The organism is Halomonas sp. CKK8, assembly GCF_029625235.1.
Taxonomy (GTDB): domain Bacteria; phylum Pseudomonadota; class Gammaproteobacteria; order Pseudomonadales; family Halomonadaceae; genus Halomonas; species Halomonas ventosae.
Map to the genome: position 1 here is coordinate 3,085,090 of NZ_CP121193.1, position 19,153 is coordinate 3,104,242.

Sequence of the window (19,153 nt, forward strand, 5' to 3'; positions counted from 1 at the left end):
CGACGGGGTCAGAGCCGAGCGGCCAGCCGGGTTCCCTGCTCGATGGCCCGGCGGGCATCGAGCTCCGCCGCCTCATCGGCACCACCGATGACATGCACGGCCATGCCGGCCGCCTGGAGCGGCGCAAGCAGCTCACGCACCGGCTCCTGGCCGGCGCAGACCACCACGGTATCGACCTCGAGACAGCGCGGCTCGCCATCGAGGCGGAGATGCAGCCCCTCGTCGTCGATGCCGAGATACTCGCAGCCGACCAGCGTCTCGACCCCGCGATGCCGGAGCGAGGCCCGGTGCACCCAGCCGGTGGTCTTGCCGAGCCCCTTGCCCGGCCTGCTGGTCTTGCGCTGCAGCAGGACGACCTGGCGAGGCGTCGCGGGACGCTCGGCCGGCTTGAGGCCACCGCGCCCCGCCACCCCCAGGTCCACCCCCCACTCGTCGCACCAGGCCGCGACAGATGGCGAGGTGTCGCCGGCGTGGGTCAACAGTTCCGCCACGTCGAAGCCGATGCCACCGGCGCCGATGACCGCCACGCGCCGGCCGACCCGTTCGGGATGGGTGATCGCCGTCGGGTAGCCGATGACCTTCGGGTGGTCGATGCCCGGCAGCGCGAGCCGGCGCGGCCGCACGCCGGTGGCCAGCACCACCGCATCGAACTCGCGCAGCGTCTGGACATCCGCCTCGGTTCCCAGGCGCACCGTGACGCCCAGCCTGTCGAGCCTCACCCGGTAATAGCGCAGCGTCTCGTCGAACTCCTCCTTGCCGGGAATCCGCCGCGCATGGTTGAACTGGCCACCCAGCTCCGTTGCTCGCTCGAACAGGGTCACGGCATGGCCGCGCTCGGCGGCGGTGACCGCGGTGGCAAGCCCGGCGGGGCCGCCGCCCACCACGGCGATCGCCTGCGGCGCAGTGGCCGGGGCGACCACCAGCTCCGTCTCGTGGCAGGCACGCGGATTGACCAGGCAGGAGGTCACCTTCCCCAGGAAGACCTGGTCCAGGCAGGCCTGGTTGCAGGCGATGCAGGTATTGATCTCCTCGCTGCGCCCCGCGGCGGCCTTGCTCACCCAGGCCGGGTCGGCCAGGAAGGGGCGCGCCATGGAGACCATGTCGGCGTGCCCCTCGGCGAGCACCCGCTCCGCGACCTCCGGCATGTTGATGCGGTTGGTGGTGATCAGCGGCACCCTGAGCTCGGCCTTCATGCGCCGCGTCACCTCGGTGAAGGCGGCCCGAGGCACGCTGGTGACGATGGTCGGGACGCGCGCCTCGTGCCAGCCGATACCGGTGTTGATCATGTCGGCCCCGGCGGCCTCGAGGGCGCGTCCCAGGGCGACGACCTCCTCGAAGGTGCTGCCCTCCTCCACCAGGTCGATCATCGACAGCCGGAAGATCAGCAGGAAGTCGCTCCCCACCGCCTCACGGATGCGCTTCACGACCTCCACCGGGAAGCGGAGGCGGTTCTCGAGGCTGCCTCCCCAGGCATCGTCGCGATGGTTGGTGCGCGGACAGATGAACTGGTTGATCAGGTAGCCCTCCGACCCCATCACCTCGACCCCGTCATAGCCGGCTTCCCGGGCCAGGGTCGCGCAGCGCACGTAGGCCTCGATGCGCGCCTCGACCTCGTCGCCGGAGAGCTCCCGGGGCAGGAAGGGATTGATGGGGGCCTGGAGTGCCGAGGGCGCCACCAGCTCCGGCGTGTAGGCATAGCGCCCGGCGTGCAGGATCTGCAGGCAGATGCGTCCACCGGCCTCGTGCACGGCCTCGACCACCCCACGGTGGTCCGCCACCTGCTCGGCGCGCTCGAGGGTCGCTGCCCCCTCGAAGACGGCGCCCTCCGGAAGGGGGGCGATGCCGCCGGTGACAATCAGCCCTACCCCCTCCCGGGCCCGCTCGGCATAGAAGGCCGCCAGCCGCGTGAAGCCGCCTGGCGCCTCCTCGAGGTTGGTGTGCATGGAGCCCATCAGCACCCGGTTGGGCAGCGTCAGGTGGCCGACCCTCAGGGGGCGGAACAGCTGGGGATAAGCACTCACGGCAGGGTCCTCACGTTCGGAACGGCGATCGAATTCAAACAACTGTATGATAATCGAACCGGATGACGCAAAGGATCATCGCCCCATGATAGCGGGGAGCGGGAGGGATAGCCTGGCACCAACGAGACAGCCCCGAGGCCTGGAAGGCCTCGGGGCTGAAGAATTCGACTGCAGATGGCGGACCGGACGGGACTCGAACCCGCGACCTCCGGCGTGACAGGCCGGCATTCTAACCAACTGAACTACCGGTCCGCGTGGTGGGTGATACCGGACTCGAACCAGTGACCCCCAGCATGTGAGGCTGGTGCTCTAACCAACTGAGCTAATCACCCACGCGTTACTGCAAGCTTGCTGCTGTCGTCATGCCATCGTGGCGGACCGGACGGGACTCGAACCCGCGACCTCCGGCGTGACAGGCCGGCATTCTAACCAACTGAACTACCGGTCCGCAAGATGACCTGCGACGGGGAAGACGATGGCGGACCGGACGGGACTCGAACCCGCGACCTCCGGCGTGACAGGCCGGCATTCTAACCAACTGAACTACCGGTCCGCTGCAATCTTCCTGCGACATGATCGGGCATCGCCGAGGCGATGGTGGGTGGTACAGGGTTCGAACCTGTGACCCCCAGCTTGTAAGGCTGGTGCTCTCCCAGCTGAGCTAACCACCCCCGGTCACGTGGCGCTGCATTCTACAGGGGCCCCGACCAATGTCAACGCTTTTCGCATCGCCCCGAGGCGCGCCTCATGAACGAAGAACCACCGCCCTTTCATCGACTTGCCCGCATCGCCCGCAATGCGGGAGTTTCAGGCGTGGGCGATCATGAAGGCGGCGATCGCCGCCGCCCCCTCGTCGATCAGTTGCGCCTGGGTCCTGCCCGAGGCGCGCCGCGGCTTCCAGTCATGGTCGCCATCCTCGAGCCAGTGAAGCCGCACCGCGTCGGGGAGCGCATAGCCCGCCACCTCGTCACGCGTCCCGAAGGGGTCGCGACTGCCCTGCACCACCAGGGTCGGACAGCCCAGCAGCGGCCAGTGGGAGAGCCGCAGGCGCTCGGGCTTGCCGGGCGGATGGAAGGGGTAGCCGCACAGCACCAGCCCGGGGGCACCGTCGCGGGCCGCGAGCAGGCTGGCGACACGCCCGCCCATCGACTTGCCGCCCAGCCAGGGTAGCGGAAGGTCGTGGTGCGACACGCTGTCGCACCAGCGGGCCAGTTCATCGACCAGTCGGTCGACCCTGGGTGGCGGCCGACGCCGGCCTTCGCGGCGCATCTGCTGCAGGTAGGCGAACTCGAAAGCCAGTGTCTGCACCCCCACTCCGGCCAGCGCCTCGCGCAACCGTTGCAGAAAGGTTGAATCCTGCCCCGCACCGGCGCCGTGAGCCATCATCAGCCGGCCCACCCGACACTCTCCACGCACTTCCAGGGGGCCGAGGCCCTCGATGTTCCCGCCACCGGGCTCGCCATCCCGCATCAACCGGTGCAGGGACTGGCGATCGATCGGCGGCAAATCCCGACAAAAATGGTCTGACAATTTCAGCCCCTTCGCGTTCATGAATCAACACATTGGCGTGTTCAGCTTGTCGCACGCCTGCGCTAGAATCGGCGGTGGTTATAGACCTGCATCATCCTGCGGAGGTCGCCCCGAGGCAGAATGCCGCGGGACACCCCCAAACCGCGTTCGATGGGATCCTGACATGAGCACAGCATTTGAACACCCGACCTACAACTACAAGGTAGTTCGGCAGTTCGCGATCATGACGGTGGTGTGGGGCATCGTGGGCATGACCCTCGGTGTCATCCTTGCCGCACAGCTGGTATGGCCGGAACTGAACCTGGGACTGCCGTGGACGAGCTTCGGCCGCCTGCGCCCCCTTCACACCAACGCCGTGATCTTCGCCTTCGGCGGCTCGGCACTGTTCGCCACCTCCTACTACGTGGTGCAGCGGACCTGCCAGACGCGGCTGTTCGGCGACAAGCTGGCGGCCTTCACCTTCTGGGGCTGGCAGGCGGTGATCGTCTCCGCGGTGGTCTCGCTGCCGCTGGGCTACACCACCACCAAGGAGTATGCCGAGCTGGAGTGGCCGATCAACATCCTGATCGCCGTGGTCTGGATCAGCTATGCCATCGTCTTCCTGGGCACCATCAAGCTGCGCAAGACCTCCCACATCTACGTGGCCAACTGGTTCTTCGCCGCCTTCATCCTGACCGTGGCGGTGCTGCACATCGTCAACAACGCCGCCATCCCGGTCACCCCCATGTACTCGACCTCCATCTACGCCGGCGCCATCGACGCCATGGTGCAGTGGTGGTACGGCCACAACGCGGTGGGCTTCTTCCTGACCGCCGGCTTCCTGGGGATGATGTACTACTTCGTGCCCAAGCAGGCCGAGCGTCCGGTTTACTCCTACCGGCTGTCCATCGTCCACTTCTGGGCGCTGATCATGGTCTACATGTGGGCCGGCCCGCACCACCTGCACTACACCGCCCTGCCCAACTGGGCCCAGTCGCTGGGCATGATCATGTCGATCATCCTGCTGGCCCCCTCCTGGGGCGGCATGATCAACGGCATGATGACCCTCTCCGGCGCCTGGCATAAGCTGCGCACCGACCCGACCCTGCGCTTCCTGGTGGTGGCCCTCTCCTTCTACGGCATGTCCACCTTCGAGGGGCCGATGATGGCGGTGAAGACCGTCAACGCCCTCTCCCACTACACCGACTGGACCATCGGTCACGTGCATGCCGGCGCCCTGGGCTGGGTGGCGATGATCACCATCGGCTCCATGTACCACCTGATCCCGCGCCTGTTCGGCCGCACCGAGATGCACTCGGTCAACCTGATCGCCGTGCACTTCTGGCTGGCGACCATTGGCACCGTGCTCTACATCGCCGCCATGTGGGTCAACGGCATCCTGCAGGGCCTGATGTGGCGCGCCATCAACCCCGACGGCACCCTGATGTACACCTTCGTCGAATCCGTGGAGGCCAGCGGCCCGGGCTACATCGTGCGCCTGATCGGCGGCCTGTGCTGGGTCACCGGCATGCTGATCATGGCTTTCAACGTCTTCATGACTGTCCGGCGCGGTGAAGGCGCCCGTCAGCCGATTCCGCAGACTGCCTGAGCCAACGGGGAAACCGACACCAATGAGACACGAGATCGTCGAAAAGAACGTCGGCCTGCTTGCCGTACTGATCCTGGTGGTGATCAGTTTCGGCGGCCTGGCCGAGGTCGTACCGCTGTTCTTCCAGAAGCAGACGACCGAACCTGTCGAGGGGCTCGAGCCGCTCTCCGCACTGGAGCTGGAGGGCCGCGACATCTACCGCCGGGAGGGCTGCGTCGGCTGCCACTCGCAGATGGTCCGCCCCTTCCGCGCCGAGACCGAGCGCTATGGCCACTACAGCGTGGCCGGCGAGTCGGTCTACGACCACAACTTCCTGTGGGGCTCCAAGCGCACCGGGCCGGACCTGGCCCGCGTCGGCGGCCGCTACAGCGACGACTGGCATCGCGCCCACCTCTACAACCCGCGTGACGTGGTGCCGGAGTCGGTCATGCCCGCCTACCCGTGGCTGTTCGAGAACACCCTGGATGGCGAGGACACGCCGAAGAAGATGCGCGCCCTGCGGGCCCTCGGCGTGCCCTATACCGACGAGCAGATCGAGAACGCCACCCGCGAGGTGCGCGGCGAGCAGGAGATCACCGCGCTGGTCGCCTATCTGCAACAGCTTGGCACCGTGCTCGAGGGCACACGCTGACTATGGATACCGGGACCTTTCGCGGCATCATCACGGGCATCCTGATCATCGCCTTCATCGGGCTCACCCTGTGGGCCTACTCGAAGCGACGCAAGAAGGACTTCGACGAGGCAAAGAACCTGCCCTTCGCCGACGAGGATGATGCACCAGCGAACCGTGACACGAGCGCCTCGCGCGAGACCGATTCCCGCCATGACAGGGGAGACAGGAACACATGAATAATCTTTGGGGTGACTCCCTTTCCGGCTTCTGGAGCGCCTGGATCATCGTCATCACGCTGGGCTCCATCGGGATTGCCTTCTGGCTGCTCTACGCCAACCGCAAGACCGACAAGACCCCCGATGCCGAGGGCAACGTGGATACCACCGGCCATGCCGCCGATGGCATCGAGGAGTACGACAATCCTCTGCCCCGCTGGTGGTTCCAGCTCTATGTGGGCACGGTGATCTTCGCCCTGGGCTACCTGGTGCTCTACCCGGGCCTGGGCAACTTCGCCGGCCTGCTGGGCTGGAGCCAGGAGAGCCAGTGGGAGGAGGAGGTGGCCCGTGCCGAGGAGCGCTTCGCCCCGATCTTCGCCCAGTACCAGGAGGTCCCGATCCCGGAACTGGCCAAGGACGGCGAGGCCATGCAGGTCGCCGAGCGCATCTACCTCAACAACTGCGCGGTCTGCCACGGCTCAGGGGCCCAGGGGGGCTATGGCTTCCCCAACCTGACCGATGACGCCTGGCTCTATGGTGGCGAGCCGGAGAACATCGTCCATACCATCGCCAACGGCCGCAACGGCCTGATGCCCTCCTGGCAGCAGCTGGGCAGCGAGAACATCGAGAACGTCACCCAGCACGTGCTGTCGCTCTCCGGCAACGCCGAGGACGAACAGCGCGCCGAGCAGGGTGCCGCGGTGTTCGCCTCGGTGTGCGCCGCCTGCCACATGCCCGACGGCACCGGCAACCAGGCGCTGGGCGCCCCCAACCTGACCGACGATGCCTGGCTCTACCAGGCACCCGGCCAGTCGCTGGGCGACTCGGTGCGCCAGACCCTGCGCAACGGCCGCAATGGCCACATGCCGGCCCAGGCCGCCTATATCGGCGAGGACAAGGTCCACCTCGTCGCCGCCTACGTCTACAGCCTGCGCTTCGAGGACTGAGACAAGCGCCTCGGGCTTTGAAGGGTGCGGCCTCCGGTCGCACCCTTTCTCGTTATGCGGCCACCTCGATACAATGGACGCACCCGCAGCGGCCCCCGGCCCTGCCCCTCCCTGCCAGCCGTGAGCCTGCCATGAGCGAGAAGATCCCGACCCGCGATGTCACCCCGGATCCCGTGGAGCATCACACGCCCCAGGAAGCGGTCACCCAGCAGATGTACGCCAGCCGGCGCCATATCTACGTGCGCGAGATCAAGGGCGTCTTCCAGCGCCTGCGCCGCACGTCCAACTGGGCCCTGATGCTGGCCTTCTTCCTGCTGCCCTGGGTGCCCTGGGGGGATCGCCCGGCGATCTGGTTCGACCTGCCGGGCCGCGAGTTCCACATCTTCTCGGCGACCTTCTATCCCCAGGAGTTCATGCTGCTCTCCTGGCTGCTGATCATCTGCGCCTTCGGGCTGTTCTTCATCACGGTGTTCGCCGGCCGCGTCTGGTGCGGCTACACCTGCCCGCAGAGCGTCTGGACCTTCCTGTTCATCTGGGTCGAGCATCGCCTGGAGGGGTCGCGCAACCGCCGCATCAAGCTCGACAAGCAGCCGATGACCGCCGACAAGCTGTGGCGCAAGTCCGCCAAGCACGCCATCTGGCTGCTGGTCGCCCTGGCCACCGGGGTCACCTTTGTCGGCTACTTCACCCCCATCCGCGACCTGGTGGTGGAGCTGCCGACCCTCGAGGCCCACGGCTGGTCCTACTTCTGGGTCGGCTTCTTCGTGGTCTTCACCTACCTCAATGCCGGCTGGCTGCGCGAGCAGGTGTGCATCTACATGTGCCCCTATGCCCGCTTCCAGTCGGTGATGTTCGACCGCGACACCCTGATCGTCTCCTACGACACCGCTCGCGGCGAGCCGCGCGGACCGCGCAAGAAGAGCCTCAGCCATGAGCAGGCCCGTGCCGCCGGACACGGCGACTGCATCGACTGCGACCTCTGCGTGCAGGTCTGCCCCACCGGCATCGATATCCGCGACGGCCTCCAGTACGAGTGCATCACCTGCGCGGCCTGCATCGACGCCTGCGACAGCGTGATGGACAAGATGGGCTATCCCCGCGGCCTGATCCGCTACACCACCGAGAACGCCCTGGAGGGCAAGCCGACGCACATCCTGCGCCCGCGCCTGATGGGCTACCTGGCCGCCCTGCTGGTGATGATCGGCGTCTTCGCCTGGGCGGTGGCGGACCGCACGCCCCTGGGCTTCGACGTGGAACGTGAGCGCACCCGGCTCTTCCAGACGACCGCCGACGGCCGCATCAGCAACGTCTACACCCTGACGGTGCGCAACCTCGACAAGCAGGCGCATGTCTACCGGCTGGAGGCCTCCGGCCTGCCCGGTCTGACCCTGGACACCCATGAGGTCAGCGTGCCGGCCGGCGACTCTCGCCAGCTGGTGATCCAGGCCAGCGTGCCCCCCGGGGCCATCGACCGGCCCAGCGCCGAGATCATCCTGCGGCTGGAAGCGCAGGATGCCGACATCGCCATCGAGCGCGACAGCCGCTTCATAGGAGAGACCCGCTGATGAGCGCGGAACACGAGAGCATCCCGCCCTGGTACAAGCAGTTCTGGCCCTGGTTCCTGATCGGCCTGCTGGCCTCCTCGGTGACCTTCAGCCTGGTCTACCTGACCCTGTCGATCCGCTACTATGACGGCTCGGTGGGCGGTGACTACTACAAGCAGGGCCTGGCCATCAATGAGCAGCTGGCCAAGCAGGAGCATGCCCGGGCGCTGGGCCTGGAGGCGGTGATGCGCGCCGACGCCCGCACCGGCGACATCGTCGTCGACCTGCAGGGGGAGCGCCGTCCCGAGCGCCTTCACCTGGCCCTGGTCTTTCCCACCGACAGCCACCGTGACCGCTCGCTGACCCTCGAGCACGTCCGCGGCGGGCGCTACGTGGGCATGATCGACGAACCGCTGAACTACCGCTGGTACCTGCAGCTGCAGCCCACCGAGGGCCGGGACGCCGAATGGCGCCTGACCGGCGAGGCCCGCTTCCCCAGCGACGACGAGATCGCCCTGGTTCCCGGCCTCTAGGGCCGGCCGACGAGACGCCATGACCGAGAGTCCCCAGACGCCTGACGCGGCCCCGGACTGCTACCACTGCGGCAGCCGGGTGCCGGCGGGTGCGCCCTGGTCGATCACCCTCGACGAGGCGCGCCATCCGCTCTGCTGCCCCGGCTGCGAGGCCGTGGCCCATGCTATTGTCGATGGCGGCCTGGCGAGCTACTACCGCTTCCGCACCGAGCTGCCCGAGCGTCCAGACGACCACCAGGCGGCCCGGGCCGAGACCTGGGCGGTCTTCGACGACCCGGGGCTGCAGGCGCGCTTCGTGCATCCCGAGGGGGACGACGGGACCGTGCATGCCACCCTGGCCGTGGACGGCATCACCTGTGCGGCCTGTGCCTGGCTGATCGAGCATCGCCTCAATGCCCTGGAGGGGATCGCCGCCAGCGCCGTCAACCTCACCCATCACCGCCTGCGGGTCAGCTGGGATCCCCAACGGGTCGCCCTGTCGCGGATCCTCGCCGAGATGGCCGCCATCGGCTACCCGGCCCAGCCCTGGGAGCCCGATGCCGCCCAGCAGCGCCTGCAGCACGAGGAGCGCATGAACGTGCGCCGCCTGATCGTCGCCGCCGTGGGCATGATGCAGGTGATGATGTTCTCGATCCCCATCTACGTGGCCGGCCCCGACGAGATCAGCGCCGACTTCCTGGCCCTCTTCCACTGGCTCTCCTTCGCCCTCGCCACCCCGGTGGTGCTCTTCTCGGCCCAGCCCTTCTTCCGCAATGCCCTGCGCGACCTCCAGACCCGGGTACTGGGCATGGACGTGACGGTATCGCTGGCCATCGGCGGCGCCTACCTGGCCAGCGGCTATGCGGTGATCGCCGGACACGGCGACGTCTATTTCGACTCGGTGGCCATGTTTACCTTCTTCCTGCTCTTCGGTCGCTACGTGGAGGGCCGCGCCCGGCGCCGCAGCGGCCACAGCGGCAACGCCCTGTCTGGCGCCCTGCCCCTCTCGGCGATTCGCCTCACCGAGGCGGGCGAGGAGCGCATCCTGCCCGCCAGCGAGCTCGCCGCCGGCGACCGGGTGCTGGTCAAGCCCGGCCATGGCGTGCCGGCCGACGGCGTGATCGAGGCCGGCGAGTCGAGCCTCGACGAGTCCATGCTCACCGGGGAGTACCTGCCGGTGACCCGCGGGGTCGGCGACCGCGTGACCGGCGGCAGCCAGAACATCGAGAGCCCGCTGACGGTGCGCGTCACCCATGCCGGCGCCGATGCCCGGGTGGCCAGCATCGTCGACCTCACCGACCGCGCCTTCGCCAGCCGGCCTCGCATCGCCCAGCTGGCGGCGCGCATGGCCCACCACTTCGTGCTGCAGGTGCTGATCATCTCGGTCGGGGTGGCCGTCGCCTGGTGGTTCATCGACCCGGACCGGATGCTCTGGGTCACCCTGTCGGTGCTGGTGGTCACCTGCCCGTGCGCCCTGGCGCTGGCCACCCCCACGGCCCTCACCGCCGGCCATGGCCGCCTGCATCGCCGCGGCGTGCTGATCACCCGTGCCGATGCCCTGGAGACGCTGTCACAGCTCGACCGGGTGATCTTCGACAAGACCGGCACCCTGACCAGCGGCGAGATGAGCCTGGTCGAGACCCGCCCGATCGGCGACCCTGACGGCCCACTCGATGCGGGCCGTGCGCGCCGCGTGGCAGCCGCCCTGGAGGCCCAGTCGGAACACCCCATCGCGCGGGCCTTTCGCCCCTTCCGCGAGGCCACCGTCGCGGCCAGGGACGTGCTCAGCCGCCCCGGACAGGGGCTGGAGGGCTGGATCGACGAGCGGTGCTGGCGCCTCGGCAGGCCCGAGTTCGCCGCCCCCGAGGCCCCCCCGGCGCTGCCCGGCGAGGGGCAGTGGCTGCTGCTGGCCGAGGAGGGACGGCCGCGGGCCTGGTTCGCCCTCCATGACCGCCTGCGGGAAGATGCAGGGGAGACGGTCGAGGCCCTTCTGGAACGGGGCCTGGCGGTGGAGCTGCTCTCCGGCGACACCCCCTCGGCCGTGGCGGACATGGCGCGGCGCCTGGGCATCGACACCTGGCAGGCAGCGGCCACCCCCGAGGAGAAGCTGGCCCGCCTCCAGGCCCTGCAGGCCGGCGGCGAACGGGTGGCGATGGTCGGCGACGGCATCAACGACGTGCCGGTGCTGGCCGGTGCCGACATCGCCATCGCCATGAACGGGGCCACCGACCTGGCGCGCACCCGCGCCGACGCCGTCTTGCTCGGCCCGCGCCTGGGGCGTATCGTCGAGGCCATCGAGACCGGCCGGGCCACCCGGCGCATCATCCGCCAGAACCTGACCTGGTCGCTGGTCTACAACGTCTCGGCGCTGCCCCTGGCGGCCATGGGCTTCGTGCCGCCGTGGCTGGCGGCCATCGGCATGTCGGCCAGCTCCCTGGTGGTCGTCGGCAATGCCCTGCGCCTGACCCGGGACGCCCCCTCACGACCGGTCGACAGCGACGCTCCCAGGCTGGTGAACGCATGAGCATCCTCTACCTGCTGATCCCCCTCTCGCTGATCCTGCTGGGGCTGGCCGTCTGGGCCTTCTTCTGGGCCGTCAAGCACGACCAGTTCGAGGACCTGGAAGGGCCCGCCTACCGCATCCTCTTCGACGAGGACGACAACGACCGACCCAAGGACGAGCGGCGAAGCCCCGAGCGTGACGCCTCCTCCGACGACAAGGAACGCCGCGACTGATGGACCCCACCGGCCTCGACCTTCCCCCGCTGGCCGCCGCCTTCGTCTTCGGCCTGCTCGGTGGCGCCCACTGCATCGGCATGTGCGGCGGCATCATGAGCGCCCTGACCTTCGCCGTCCCGCCCAGCATGCGCAGCCCGGCACGCCTTTCCGGACTGCTGCTGGGCTACAACCTGGGCCGGATCGCCAGCTACATGGTGGCCGGTGCCCTGGTCGCGGGACTCGGCACCCTGGTCGCCCTCACGCCCCAGGCACGCCTGGCCCTCCAGGTCCTGGCCGCGGTGATGCTGATCCTGATGGCCCTCTACATCGCCGACTGGTGGAAGGGACTGCTGCGGGTCGAGGCCCTGGGGCGCCGGCTCTGGACGCACCTCGAGCCGCTGGGGCGCCGCCTGATGCCGGTGGTCAGGGTGCCCCAGGCGGTCGCCCTGGGGGCGGTCTGGGGCTGGCTGCCCTGCGGGCTGGTCTACTCCATGCTCGCCTGGAGCCTGGCCATCGCCGAGCCCTGGCGCGGCGCGGCGCTGATGGGAGCCTTCGGCCTCGGCACCCTGCCGGCCCTGCTGGCCACCGGCCTCGCCGCTCGCCAGCTCGGTGACCTCATCCGCCACCCGGCCACCCGCAGCATCGCGGCGCTGTCGATCATCGGCTTCGCCCTCTGGCAGCTGTGGACGCTGCTGCCCCTCTCGGCGGGCCACTGACCTCCAGCGTGATTCCCGCTTCGCTTGACGCAGCTCAACGCGGTCCCCGGCGCTCGGCGCTAGCATGAAGGCACGTTCAACTTCCGGAGTGCCCTCCATGTCCGCTCGAGCCGTCGTCGACGACCGTCCCCGCGGCACCGCATTGCTACGCGACGCGGGGGTGCTGCGCCGTCATGGCATGGGTGGGCCGCGCTACACCAGCTATCCCCGTGCCGACAGCTTCACGACGGCGTTCTCGGACGCGGACCTGACGGCGGCCCTGGCACGCAGCAATGCCAGCGGGCGCGAGCTGTCGCTCTATGTGCACGTGCCCTTCTGCCGCCACAGCTGCCACCACTGCGCCTGTACCCGGGTGACCGAAGAGAGCACCCGGCGCGCCGAGCCCTACCTGTCGCGGCTCGACCGGGAGATGGTGCTGACCTCGCGCCACCTGGAGGGCTCACGGGAGGTGTCGCAGCTCCACTGGGGCGGCGGGACCCCGACCTTCCTGACCCTGGACCAGATGAGCGACCTGATCGACCGGCTCGACGCGCGCTTCGGGCTGTCGGGCTCGCGCCAGCGGGACTACAGCATCAAGGTCGACCCGCGGGACGCCGACGTCTTCACCCTGCGTCATCTCCAGGCGCTGGGCTTCAACCGCCTGAGCCTGTCGGTGCTGGACCTGGACCCGCGGGTCCAGCGCGCCATCAACCGCCACCAGCCCCGGGTGCTCACCGAGCAGCTCATCGACGAGGCCCACCGGCTGGGCTTCCGCTCCCTGGGCCTCGAGCTGGTCTATGGCCTGCCCGGTCAGACGCGCGAGAGCGTCGCCGAGACCCTCGAGCAGGTGATCGCCATGGCACCGGCCCGCCTGTCGCTCTTCCCCTACGAGCACCGGCCAGAACGGTTCGCGGCCCAGCGCCGGATCCGGGTCGAGGAGCTGCCGCCGCCAGGCGAGCGGCTGGCCATCCTCGACGTCGCCCTCTCGATGCTTGCCGAGGCCGGCTACGTGCATATCGGCATGGAACTCTTCGCCCGCCCCGAGGATCCGCTGGCCACGGCCCAGGCCAGGGGCCTGCTGTCGCGCAGCCTGAACGGCTACAGTGCCCTTGCCCCCGCTGACCACCTGGGCCTGGGGGTGGGCGCCCTCAGCCGGCTGGGCGGCATCGCCGCCCGCAACCCCCTGGCCCTCGCCGACTACGAGGCGCGACTCGATGCCGGCCGACTGCCGGTGGAGCGGGGCCTGCGACTGACCGACGATGACCGCCTGCGGGCCCGCGCCATCGAGCGTTTGATGTGCGACATGCGCCTCGACCTGGCCCCCCTCGGGCAGGAGTTCGACCTGGATGCGCCAGCACGGCTGAGCGATGCCCTCGCGCGGCTGGCGCCGGCCGAGCGGGACGGCCTGGTGAGGCGATCCGGACAGCGTCTCGAGGTCACGCCGGCGGGACGGCTGCTGGTCCACCGCCTGGCCGCGGCCTTCGATGCGCATGCCGCCTGACCGGCGCGGCGACGGGTAACGCCCCCTGGCGCCGGGGAGTACCTCCTAAGGGATGCTTTGCCGGTGGACGACAATCCTCCATACTGTGATCTGAGTCATCATTCATGGAGGAGAGCATGCCTGACACCGCGACCGGCAGGCGCCGTTCACTGCTGAACGAGACACGCTGCCAGACGTGCAGCCTGAGCTCGCTCTGCCTGCCCCTGGCGCTCGAGGTTCAGGACATGGACCAGTTCGACGCCATCATCCGGCGCCGGGCGCCGCTCAAGAAGGGCGAGTCGCTGTTCCGCCAGGGCAGCCCCTTCACCAGCGTCTTCGCGGTGCGTTCCGGCAGCCTCAAGCAGGTGACCACCGAGGGCAGCGGCGAGGACCAGCTGACCAACTTCTACCTGCCCAGCGAACTGGTCGGCCTCGACGGCATCGACGAGGAGCGCTATCCCGGCACGGTCGTGGCCCTGGAGACCACCACCGTCTGCGAGATCCCCTTCGACCGTCTCGACGCCCTCTCCGAATCGCTGCCCGAACTCCGGGGCCAGCTCTACCGCAGCATGAGCAAGGAGATGCGCGACGATCGCCGCATGATGCGCCTGCTGTCGCGCAAGACCGCCGACCAGCGGCTGGCCACCTTCTTCACCAGCCTCTCCGACCGCTTCCGCCGTCGCGGCTACTCCCCCTACAGCTTCCGGCTCTCCATGTCCCGGGCCGACATCGGCAACTATCTGGGACTGGCCGTCGAGACCGTCAGCCGCATCCTGGGCCGCTTCCAGTCACAGGGGCTGGTGGCCGTCTCCGGCCGCGAGGTGAACATCCTCGACCTGCAGGCGCTGATCGAGGTAGCCGAGGAGGAAGGGGCGAAGTAGCCGCCAAGCCGGAGACGGCCCGCCCCCTTTGCCGTAATGCAGGAACCCCATCGGGCGAATGCCCGATGGGGTTCCTTGTTTGCTGGCGCCTGTTCCCTGTGGCTTGACGCTGACTTATTCGTTGAGGACATCGATGCGGTCGGCCTGCCGCCGTGCCTGCTTCTCCTCGAGGCCGGCGAAGTCGAAGAGCTCGCGGTCGGCCAGCTGCGAGGGTGCCACGTTGGTCACCGCCTTGAACATGCTCTCCAGGCGGCCGGGATGCCGCTTCTCCCAGTCGGCCAGCATCTCCTTGACCACCTGGCGCTGCAGGTTGGGCTGGGAGCCGCAGAGGTTGCAGGGAATGATCGGGAACGCCATCAGCCGGGCGAACTCGGCAATGTCCGCCTCGCGGCAATAGGCGAGCGGGCGGATGACCATGTTCCGACCATCGTCGGAGAGCAGCTTGGGCGGCATCGCCTTGAGGCTGCCGCCGAAGAACATGTTGAGGAACAGTGTCTCGAGGATGTCCTCGCGGTGGTGGCCCAGCGACACCTTGGTGGCACCGATCTCCTCGGCGAAGCCGTAGAGCGACCCCCGCCGCAGCCGCGAGCAGAGCGCACAGGTGGTCTTGCCCTCGGGGGTCTTCTCCTTGACCACTGAGTAGGTGTCGCGCTCGAGGATGTGGTACTCGACGCCGATGCCCTCCAGGTACTCGGGCAGCACGTGCTCCGGGAAGCCGGGCTGCTTCTGGTCGAGGTTCACCGCCACCAGCGAGAAGTCCACCGGCGCGTTGCGCTGCAGGTTACGCAGGATCTCCAGCAGGGTGTAGCTGTCCTTGCCGCCGGAGAGGCAGACCATTACCCGATCGCCCTCGTGGATCATGCCGTAGTCGATGATCGCATTGCCCACCTGGCGACGCAGGCGCTTCTGCAGCTTGTTGAACTCGCGCCTGCCCCGGGCATCGAGGCCCTCGCGGGGCGACGCAGGCTCAGCGGGGGACGGGGCATCGGGTGCCAGGGTGTCACGGGGGTCGAACATCAGGGCGTCTTGCATGGTCTCGGGCGCTGCCTGGGCGGCTGGAAATGACGGCCGCCATCCTACCACCCTCGCCATGGCCAGGCGAAGCGACTCGGGGATCAGCAGAGCCGCTCCGCCAGCATGGGGCCTCGCGCCAGGCGCAGATGGAGCAGGGCCGTGGTGACGGCATCGCCCAGGGCGGTGTGCCGCCCCATGACCGGCACCCCCAGGCGCTCGGCCACCTGCTCGAAACGCGGCCGGATATCCAGCTCGGGATGGCTGCGACGCAGCTGCCGCTGGTAGATCTGGGCCACGTCGATGCCGGCATTGGGCAGGTCGAAGCCGAAGAGGGGGCGCAGGTAGCGGTTGAGCATCGCCAGGTCGAAGTCCAGGCACCAGCCGACCAGCGGGCGATTGCCGATGAAGTCCAGGAACTGCATCAGGGCCTCCTCGACACCCGCGCCGTCGACCAGGTCGATGCCGCGCAGCCCGTGGATGCGGATCGAATCGCCAGAGAGACTCGCCGGCCGGGCCAGGCGCAGGTCCAGCGAATCGCTGGTCAGGACGCGGTCGCCGCGGATACGCACCGCCGCCAGCGAGACCAGCTCGGCATGGCGGGTATCGAGCCCGGTGGTCTCGCAGTCGATGGCGACCATCTCGTCCCCGGTGTAGGGAGAGAAGAGCCAGCCATAGTCGCCGTGGGCCTGTCGTCGACGGTCGGCGGCGCGGCGCAGTGCCTTGAGCATGGATGAACCTCCTGTCGTTGTTGTCGTTCCCTGAGCGCGCGCATCGAGGCTCACGAGTACTCGAGGTGAAATCGGTGCGACAGCCGCTGCTTGAAGTCCTTGACGATATGCAGCGCCTCGCGCAGCAGGTCCCGCTCCAGCGAGGAGAGCTCCTGGACCACCACCCGGTCGGGCTCCTCGCCCCGGCCTTCCGGGTCATCGAGGCGCTCGAGCTGCTGGCGCAGGCGCAGCTCGGTGAACAGTGACAGGGCCTCCCCCAGATCCTCGGCGAAGCGCTCCTCGAGGCGGCCGTCGGCCACCAGCGCCTCGAGCCGGTCCAGGGTGGAGGTCGCGGTGATGCGACGCTCCAGCGCCAGGGTGCGCACCCCATGGACGATGGGAAAGATGCCGCCCTTCTTGATGTCGACGCCGTGCTGCGGCTTCTTCAGCGACCCGAAGAGCGTCAGCGGCGTGGAGAAGCGCAGCGCCGTACGCGCAAAGTAGGAGAGCAGGATCTCGTCGCGGCTGCAGCGCTCGAAGAGCTCCTCGCGCAGCCGCTCGAGCAGGGCCGGGTTGCCGGCCACGGCGTGGGAATCGAGCATGATGGCCAGTCGCATCAGGCTCTCGCCATCGCGGCTCGCCGCCCACTGCGCGATGCGGCCGCGCCACTGGGTCTCGGTGCCGACCCACTCCGGGTTGGAGACCATGATGTTGCCCGGGCAGGGCGGGTAGCCCAGCTCGATCAGGGTCTCGGTGAGGCGCTGCATCTGCTCATGGCAGTCGGGCCACTCCAGGTCGTCGGCCAGTATCAGGCCGTTGTCCTGGTCGGTCTTGAGGATCTGCTCGCCGCGGCCCTCGCTGCCCATCACGATCAGGCAACTGTCGGCGTGGTAGCGCTCGTCGATCAGAAAGCCCCAGGCCTTGTTCATGATGCGCCCGTTGAGGGCCGCCAGCAGCCCCATGGCGAAGCGCAGCTTGACGCCCTGGGCCATCAGCGCACGCACCAGTTCCGGGGTGCGGCGGCTGGCGGCGGCCAGCGCCTCGAGGCTGTTGGCCTGTTCCACCTGCAGGCTGACCACGTAGCTGCGGCTGGAGAAGTAGCTGAGCACGTCGGTGAGCTCCACCACCCCCACCGGCGCGTCGTCCTCCATCACCACCACTCGCTCCACCTTGAAGCGGGTCATCTGGACCAGCACCTCGAACAGGTACTGGCCCGGCGTCGCCTTCACGAGCGCGAAGTGGGCGACCGCCTGCACCGGGCTCTCCTGGGCCCGCCCCTCGAGCACCAGGGCATTGAGCAGGTCGGTCTTGGTGACCATGCCCGGCCCTGCCTCGCCCTGCACCAGCAGGCTGTCGGCATGGCTGTCGTTCAGGGTGTGGACCGCTTCGGCGATGCTGGTCGTGCCCGCGACGAGCAGCGGGTCGCGCATGCATTCGCCGACCCGGGCGAGCATGAAGCCGGCCATGGTCACCCCGCCCTCCGCGCGGCGCTCGGTGAGCAGCCGGGTCTTCTGGGCGAGGCGCTGGCGGAAGAACTCGGAGAAGGCCGGATAGGCCTCGCAGAGCTGCTTGAACAGTCCCTTGGGCAGCAGGTAGCAGAGACACTCCTGCTCGGCACGGAAGCGATAGCGGCTCTTGCCGTTGAGGATGCTGATGGCCCCGAAGAGGTCACCGGCGGTGTAGTGGCCGATGCGCGACTGGGCGCCAGGCAGGGTCGGGTCGAGCTCGGCGACCTCGCCCTTGTGGATCAGGAACACGTACTCCCCGGGCTGGCCGGCATCGAGGATGATCTCGTCACGGTCGAAGTAGGCCAGGTCGATGCCGCTGCGTACGCGCTCCCGCCCCTCCTCGTCGAGGAAGGTGAAAGGCGGCTGAGAGAGTTCTACATCGACCATGGGGCCGTCCTCGTTGCGCGGTGGTCACCACCCCACGGGATAGGTGGCGCTTCCCTCAAGGGAGAATCCAAGATAGCAAAGTCGGGTTTCAGTAAATAACCTAGACAATCGTCCTATCCTGATGGCCTTAGACCATGGTCAAAGACCAGCTGAGGGCACGCATTAACCGCCCTGGATTTCGGGGCTATACCATCGTCCTATGCCCGCCTTCCCCGGCTCGCAACCTTGGGCACGACACGCTCACAAGATACTGATAATAAAAGCCTTATCGAAAGGCTCTTCCATCGGTATCTTTTCATGATACGAAAGTCTGGGATTTATTTTAGGCGATTGCTGCCCACTATTGGCCATGAGCCATGCAGGACAAACCCGCGTCGACAATGCACCTCGACAAGGAGCGGGCAACCTGGCGACAGGCTGATCCAGACTGCACAGGCGAGGCTGGCTCCGTCGACACGACTGTCCTGATGAGTGACCGCAACGCTCTGGGCAACTTCCCAACCTGAACAACAAGTGGAGAGCAACACTATGGCAGACGACAAAGCCAATGCCGCTGCTTACTGGAAGGCGAACGTACGCCTGATCACGGGGTGCCTGATCGTCTGGGCCCTGGTGTCCTACGGCTTCGCCATCCTTCTTCGCCCGCTGCTGGCCGGCATTCCCGTCGGCGGGACGGACCTGGGCTTCTGGTTCGCCCAGCAGGGTTCGATCCTGACCTTCATCGGCATCATCTTCTTCTACGCCTGGAAGATGAACCGTCTCGACAAACAGTTCGGACTCGGGGAGTAAGCCA

17 protein-coding genes and 5 tRNA genes are annotated in these 19,153 nt (G+C 68.2%); 12 read left to right on the forward strand and 10 right to left on the reverse strand.

From position 1 onward, the window contains the following. Positions 1–8: 8 nt before the first annotated feature. The 7 genes from P8934_RS14590 to P8934_RS14620 form a co-directional block, all read right to left on the reverse strand. Positions 9–2,021: an NADPH-dependent 2,4-dienoyl-CoA reductase gene (locus P8934_RS14590; RefSeq protein ID WP_278031689.1), complete on the reverse strand. Its 2,013-nt coding sequence runs from the start codon at positions 2,019–2,021 to the stop codon at positions 9–11. 175 nt (positions 2,022–2,196) lie between these two features. Further along, a tRNA-Asp gene (locus tag P8934_RS14595) sits at positions 2,197–2,273 on the reverse strand. A 3-nt stretch (positions 2,274–2,276) separates the two neighbouring features. After that, positions 2,277–2,353 (reverse strand) — tRNA-Val (locus tag P8934_RS14600). Between the two features lie 39 nt (positions 2,354–2,392). Beyond that, positions 2,393–2,469 (reverse strand) — tRNA-Asp (locus P8934_RS14605). A 28-nt stretch (positions 2,470–2,497) separates the two neighbouring features. Then, positions 2,498–2,574, reverse strand: a tRNA-Asp gene (locus tag P8934_RS14610). 42 nt (positions 2,575–2,616) lie between these two features. Further along, a tRNA-Val gene (locus P8934_RS14615) sits at positions 2,617–2,692 on the reverse strand. Positions 2,693–2,828: 136 nt separating this feature from the next. Beyond that, entirely contained in the window at positions 2,829–3,551 is a 723-nt protein-coding gene (locus tag P8934_RS14620) for an alpha/beta family hydrolase (RefSeq protein ID WP_347403439.1), read from the reverse strand. Between the two features lie 163 nt (positions 3,552–3,714). On the opposite strand from P8934_RS14620, the gene ccoN reads away from it, so the two are divergent. From ccoN to fnr, 11 genes are all read left to right on the forward strand, one after another. After that, positions 3,715–5,139 carry a cytochrome-c oxidase, cbb3-type subunit I gene (gene ccoN, locus P8934_RS14625; RefSeq protein ID WP_133636398.1) on the forward strand — a complete coding sequence of 475 codons (1,425 nt, stop codon included), beginning with the start codon at positions 3,715–3,717 and terminating at the stop codon, positions 5,137–5,139. A gap of 22 nt (positions 5,140–5,161) precedes the next feature. Further along, positions 5,162–5,770: a cytochrome-c oxidase, cbb3-type subunit II gene (gene ccoO / locus P8934_RS14630; RefSeq protein ID WP_133636397.1), complete on the forward strand. Its 609-nt coding sequence runs from the start codon at positions 5,162–5,164 to the stop codon at positions 5,768–5,770. A 2-nt stretch (positions 5,771–5,772) separates the two neighbouring features. Continuing rightward, complete coding sequence (locus tag P8934_RS14635) at positions 5,773–5,988, forward strand: cbb3-type cytochrome c oxidase subunit 3 (protein ID WP_133636396.1); 216 nt, start codon at positions 5,773–5,775, stop codon at positions 5,986–5,988. Further along, complete coding sequence (gene ccoP / locus P8934_RS14640) at positions 5,985–6,914, forward strand: cytochrome-c oxidase, cbb3-type subunit III (protein WP_278031690.1); 930 nt, start codon at positions 5,985–5,987, stop codon at positions 6,912–6,914. Before P8934_RS14635 ends, ccoP begins: the two co-directional genes overlap by 4 nt. Before the next feature lie 131 nt (positions 6,915–7,045). After that, entirely contained in the window at positions 7,046–8,479 is a 1,434-nt protein-coding gene (gene ccoG, locus P8934_RS14645; protein ID WP_278031691.1) for a cytochrome c oxidase accessory protein CcoG, read from the forward strand. Beyond that, entirely contained in the window at positions 8,479–8,991 is a 513-nt protein-coding gene (locus tag P8934_RS14650) for a FixH family protein (RefSeq protein WP_133636393.1), read from the forward strand. The genes ccoG and P8934_RS14650 overlap by 1 nt, the downstream gene beginning before the upstream one ends. Before the next feature lie 19 nt (positions 8,992–9,010). Further along, on the forward strand, positions 9,011–11,494 hold the full coding sequence (locus tag P8934_RS14655; RefSeq protein WP_278031692.1) for a heavy metal translocating P-type ATPase: 2,484 nt from the start codon (positions 9,011–9,013) through the stop codon (positions 11,492–11,494). Continuing rightward, a complete protein-coding gene (ccoS, locus tag P8934_RS14660) occupies positions 11,491–11,706 on the forward strand; it encodes a cbb3-type cytochrome oxidase assembly protein CcoS (RefSeq protein WP_278031693.1) in 216 nt (71 codons plus the stop codon). Before P8934_RS14655 ends, ccoS begins: the two co-directional genes overlap by 4 nt. Then, entirely contained in the window at positions 11,706–12,404 is a 699-nt protein-coding gene (locus P8934_RS14665; RefSeq protein WP_278031694.1) for a sulfite exporter TauE/SafE family protein, read from the forward strand. The genes ccoS and P8934_RS14665 overlap by 1 nt, the downstream gene beginning before the upstream one ends. 97 nt (positions 12,405–12,501) lie before the next feature. Continuing rightward, positions 12,502–13,884, forward strand: a complete 1,383-nt coding sequence (gene hemN / locus P8934_RS14670) for an oxygen-independent coproporphyrinogen III oxidase (protein WP_278031695.1) — start codon at positions 12,502–12,504, stop codon at positions 13,882–13,884. A gap of 116 nt (positions 13,885–14,000) precedes the next feature. After that, positions 14,001–14,744 (forward strand): fumarate/nitrate reduction transcriptional regulator Fnr, encoded by a 744-nt coding sequence (gene fnr / locus P8934_RS14675; RefSeq protein ID WP_278031696.1) that lies wholly within the window; start codon positions 14,001–14,003, stop codon positions 14,742–14,744. Between the two features lie 114 nt (positions 14,745–14,858). Here the strand turns inward: fnr and ttcA are convergent, their stop codons facing one another. The 3 genes from ttcA to P8934_RS14690 all read right to left on the reverse strand — a co-directional run bounded on the left by ttcA (position 14,859) and on the right by P8934_RS14690 (position 18,360). Continuing rightward, on the reverse strand, positions 14,859–15,776 hold the full coding sequence (gene ttcA / locus P8934_RS14680) for a tRNA 2-thiocytidine(32) synthetase TtcA (RefSeq protein WP_278031697.1): 918 nt from the start codon (positions 15,774–15,776) through the stop codon (positions 14,859–14,861). 83 nt (positions 15,777–15,859) lie between these two features. Beyond that, entirely contained in the window at positions 15,860–16,486 is a 627-nt protein-coding gene (locus P8934_RS14685) for a 3'-5' exonuclease (protein ID WP_278031698.1), read from the reverse strand. Between the two features lie 50 nt (positions 16,487–16,536). Further along, positions 16,537–18,360, reverse strand: coding sequence for a putative nucleotidyltransferase substrate binding domain-containing protein (locus P8934_RS14690; protein ID WP_278031699.1), 1,824 nt, complete (start codon positions 18,358–18,360; stop codon positions 16,537–16,539). A 528-nt stretch (positions 18,361–18,888) separates the two neighbouring features. Between P8934_RS14690 and P8934_RS14695 the strand changes: the two genes are divergently transcribed. Continuing rightward, positions 18,889–19,149 carry a DUF4212 domain-containing protein gene (locus tag P8934_RS14695; RefSeq protein ID WP_040185430.1) on the forward strand — a complete coding sequence of 87 codons (261 nt, stop codon included), beginning with the start codon at positions 18,889–18,891 and terminating at the stop codon, positions 19,147–19,149. Positions 19,150–19,153 lie beyond the last annotated feature (4 nt).

Bases quoted from the DNA above. Each gene is read 5' to 3' on its own strand.
- ccoS (WP_278031693.1), top strand. From the start codon at position 11,491: ATGAGCATCCTCTACCTGCTGATCCCCCTCTCGCTGATCCTGCTGGGG.
- P8934_RS14685 (WP_278031698.1), bottom strand. From the start codon at position 16,486: ATGCTCAAGGCACTGCGCCGCGCCGCCGACCGTCGACGACAGGCCCAC.
- ccoO (WP_133636397.1), top strand. From the start codon at position 5,162: ATGAGACACGAGATCGTCGAAAAGAACGTCGGCCTGCTTGCCGTACTG.
- P8934_RS14650 (WP_133636393.1), top strand. From the start codon at position 8,479: ATGAGCGCGGAACACGAGAGCATCCCGCCCTGGTACAAGCAGTTCTGG.
- ccoG (WP_278031691.1), top strand. From the start codon at position 7,046: ATGAGCGAGAAGATCCCGACCCGCGATGTCACCCCGGATCCCGTGGAG.
- P8934_RS14695 (WP_040185430.1), top strand. From the start codon at position 18,889: ATGGCAGACGACAAAGCCAATGCCGCTGCTTACTGGAAGGCGAACGTA.
- fnr (WP_278031696.1), top strand. From the start codon at position 14,001: ATGCCTGACACCGCGACCGGCAGGCGCCGTTCACTGCTGAACGAGACA.
- ccoN (WP_133636398.1), top strand. From the start codon at position 3,715: ATGAGCACAGCATTTGAACACCCGACCTACAACTACAAGGTAGTTCGG.
- ccoP (WP_278031690.1), top strand. From the start codon at position 5,985: ATGAATAATCTTTGGGGTGACTCCCTTTCCGGCTTCTGGAGCGCCTGG.
- hemN (WP_278031695.1), top strand. From the start codon at position 12,502: ATGTCCGCTCGAGCCGTCGTCGACGACCGTCCCCGCGGCACCGCATTG.
- ttcA (WP_278031697.1), bottom strand. From the start codon at position 15,776: ATGCAAGACGCCCTGATGTTCGACCCCCGTGACACCCTGGCACCCGAT.
- P8934_RS14655 (WP_278031692.1), top strand. From the start codon at position 9,011: ATGACCGAGAGTCCCCAGACGCCTGACGCGGCCCCGGACTGCTACCAC.
- P8934_RS14635 (WP_133636396.1), top strand. From the start codon at position 5,773: ATGGATACCGGGACCTTTCGCGGCATCATCACGGGCATCCTGATCATC.
- P8934_RS14665 (WP_278031694.1), top strand. From the start codon at position 11,706: ATGGACCCCACCGGCCTCGACCTTCCCCCGCTGGCCGCCGCCTTCGTC.
- P8934_RS14690 (WP_278031699.1), bottom strand. From the start codon at position 18,360: ATGGTCGATGTAGAACTCTCTCAGCCGCCTTTCACCTTCCTCGACGAG.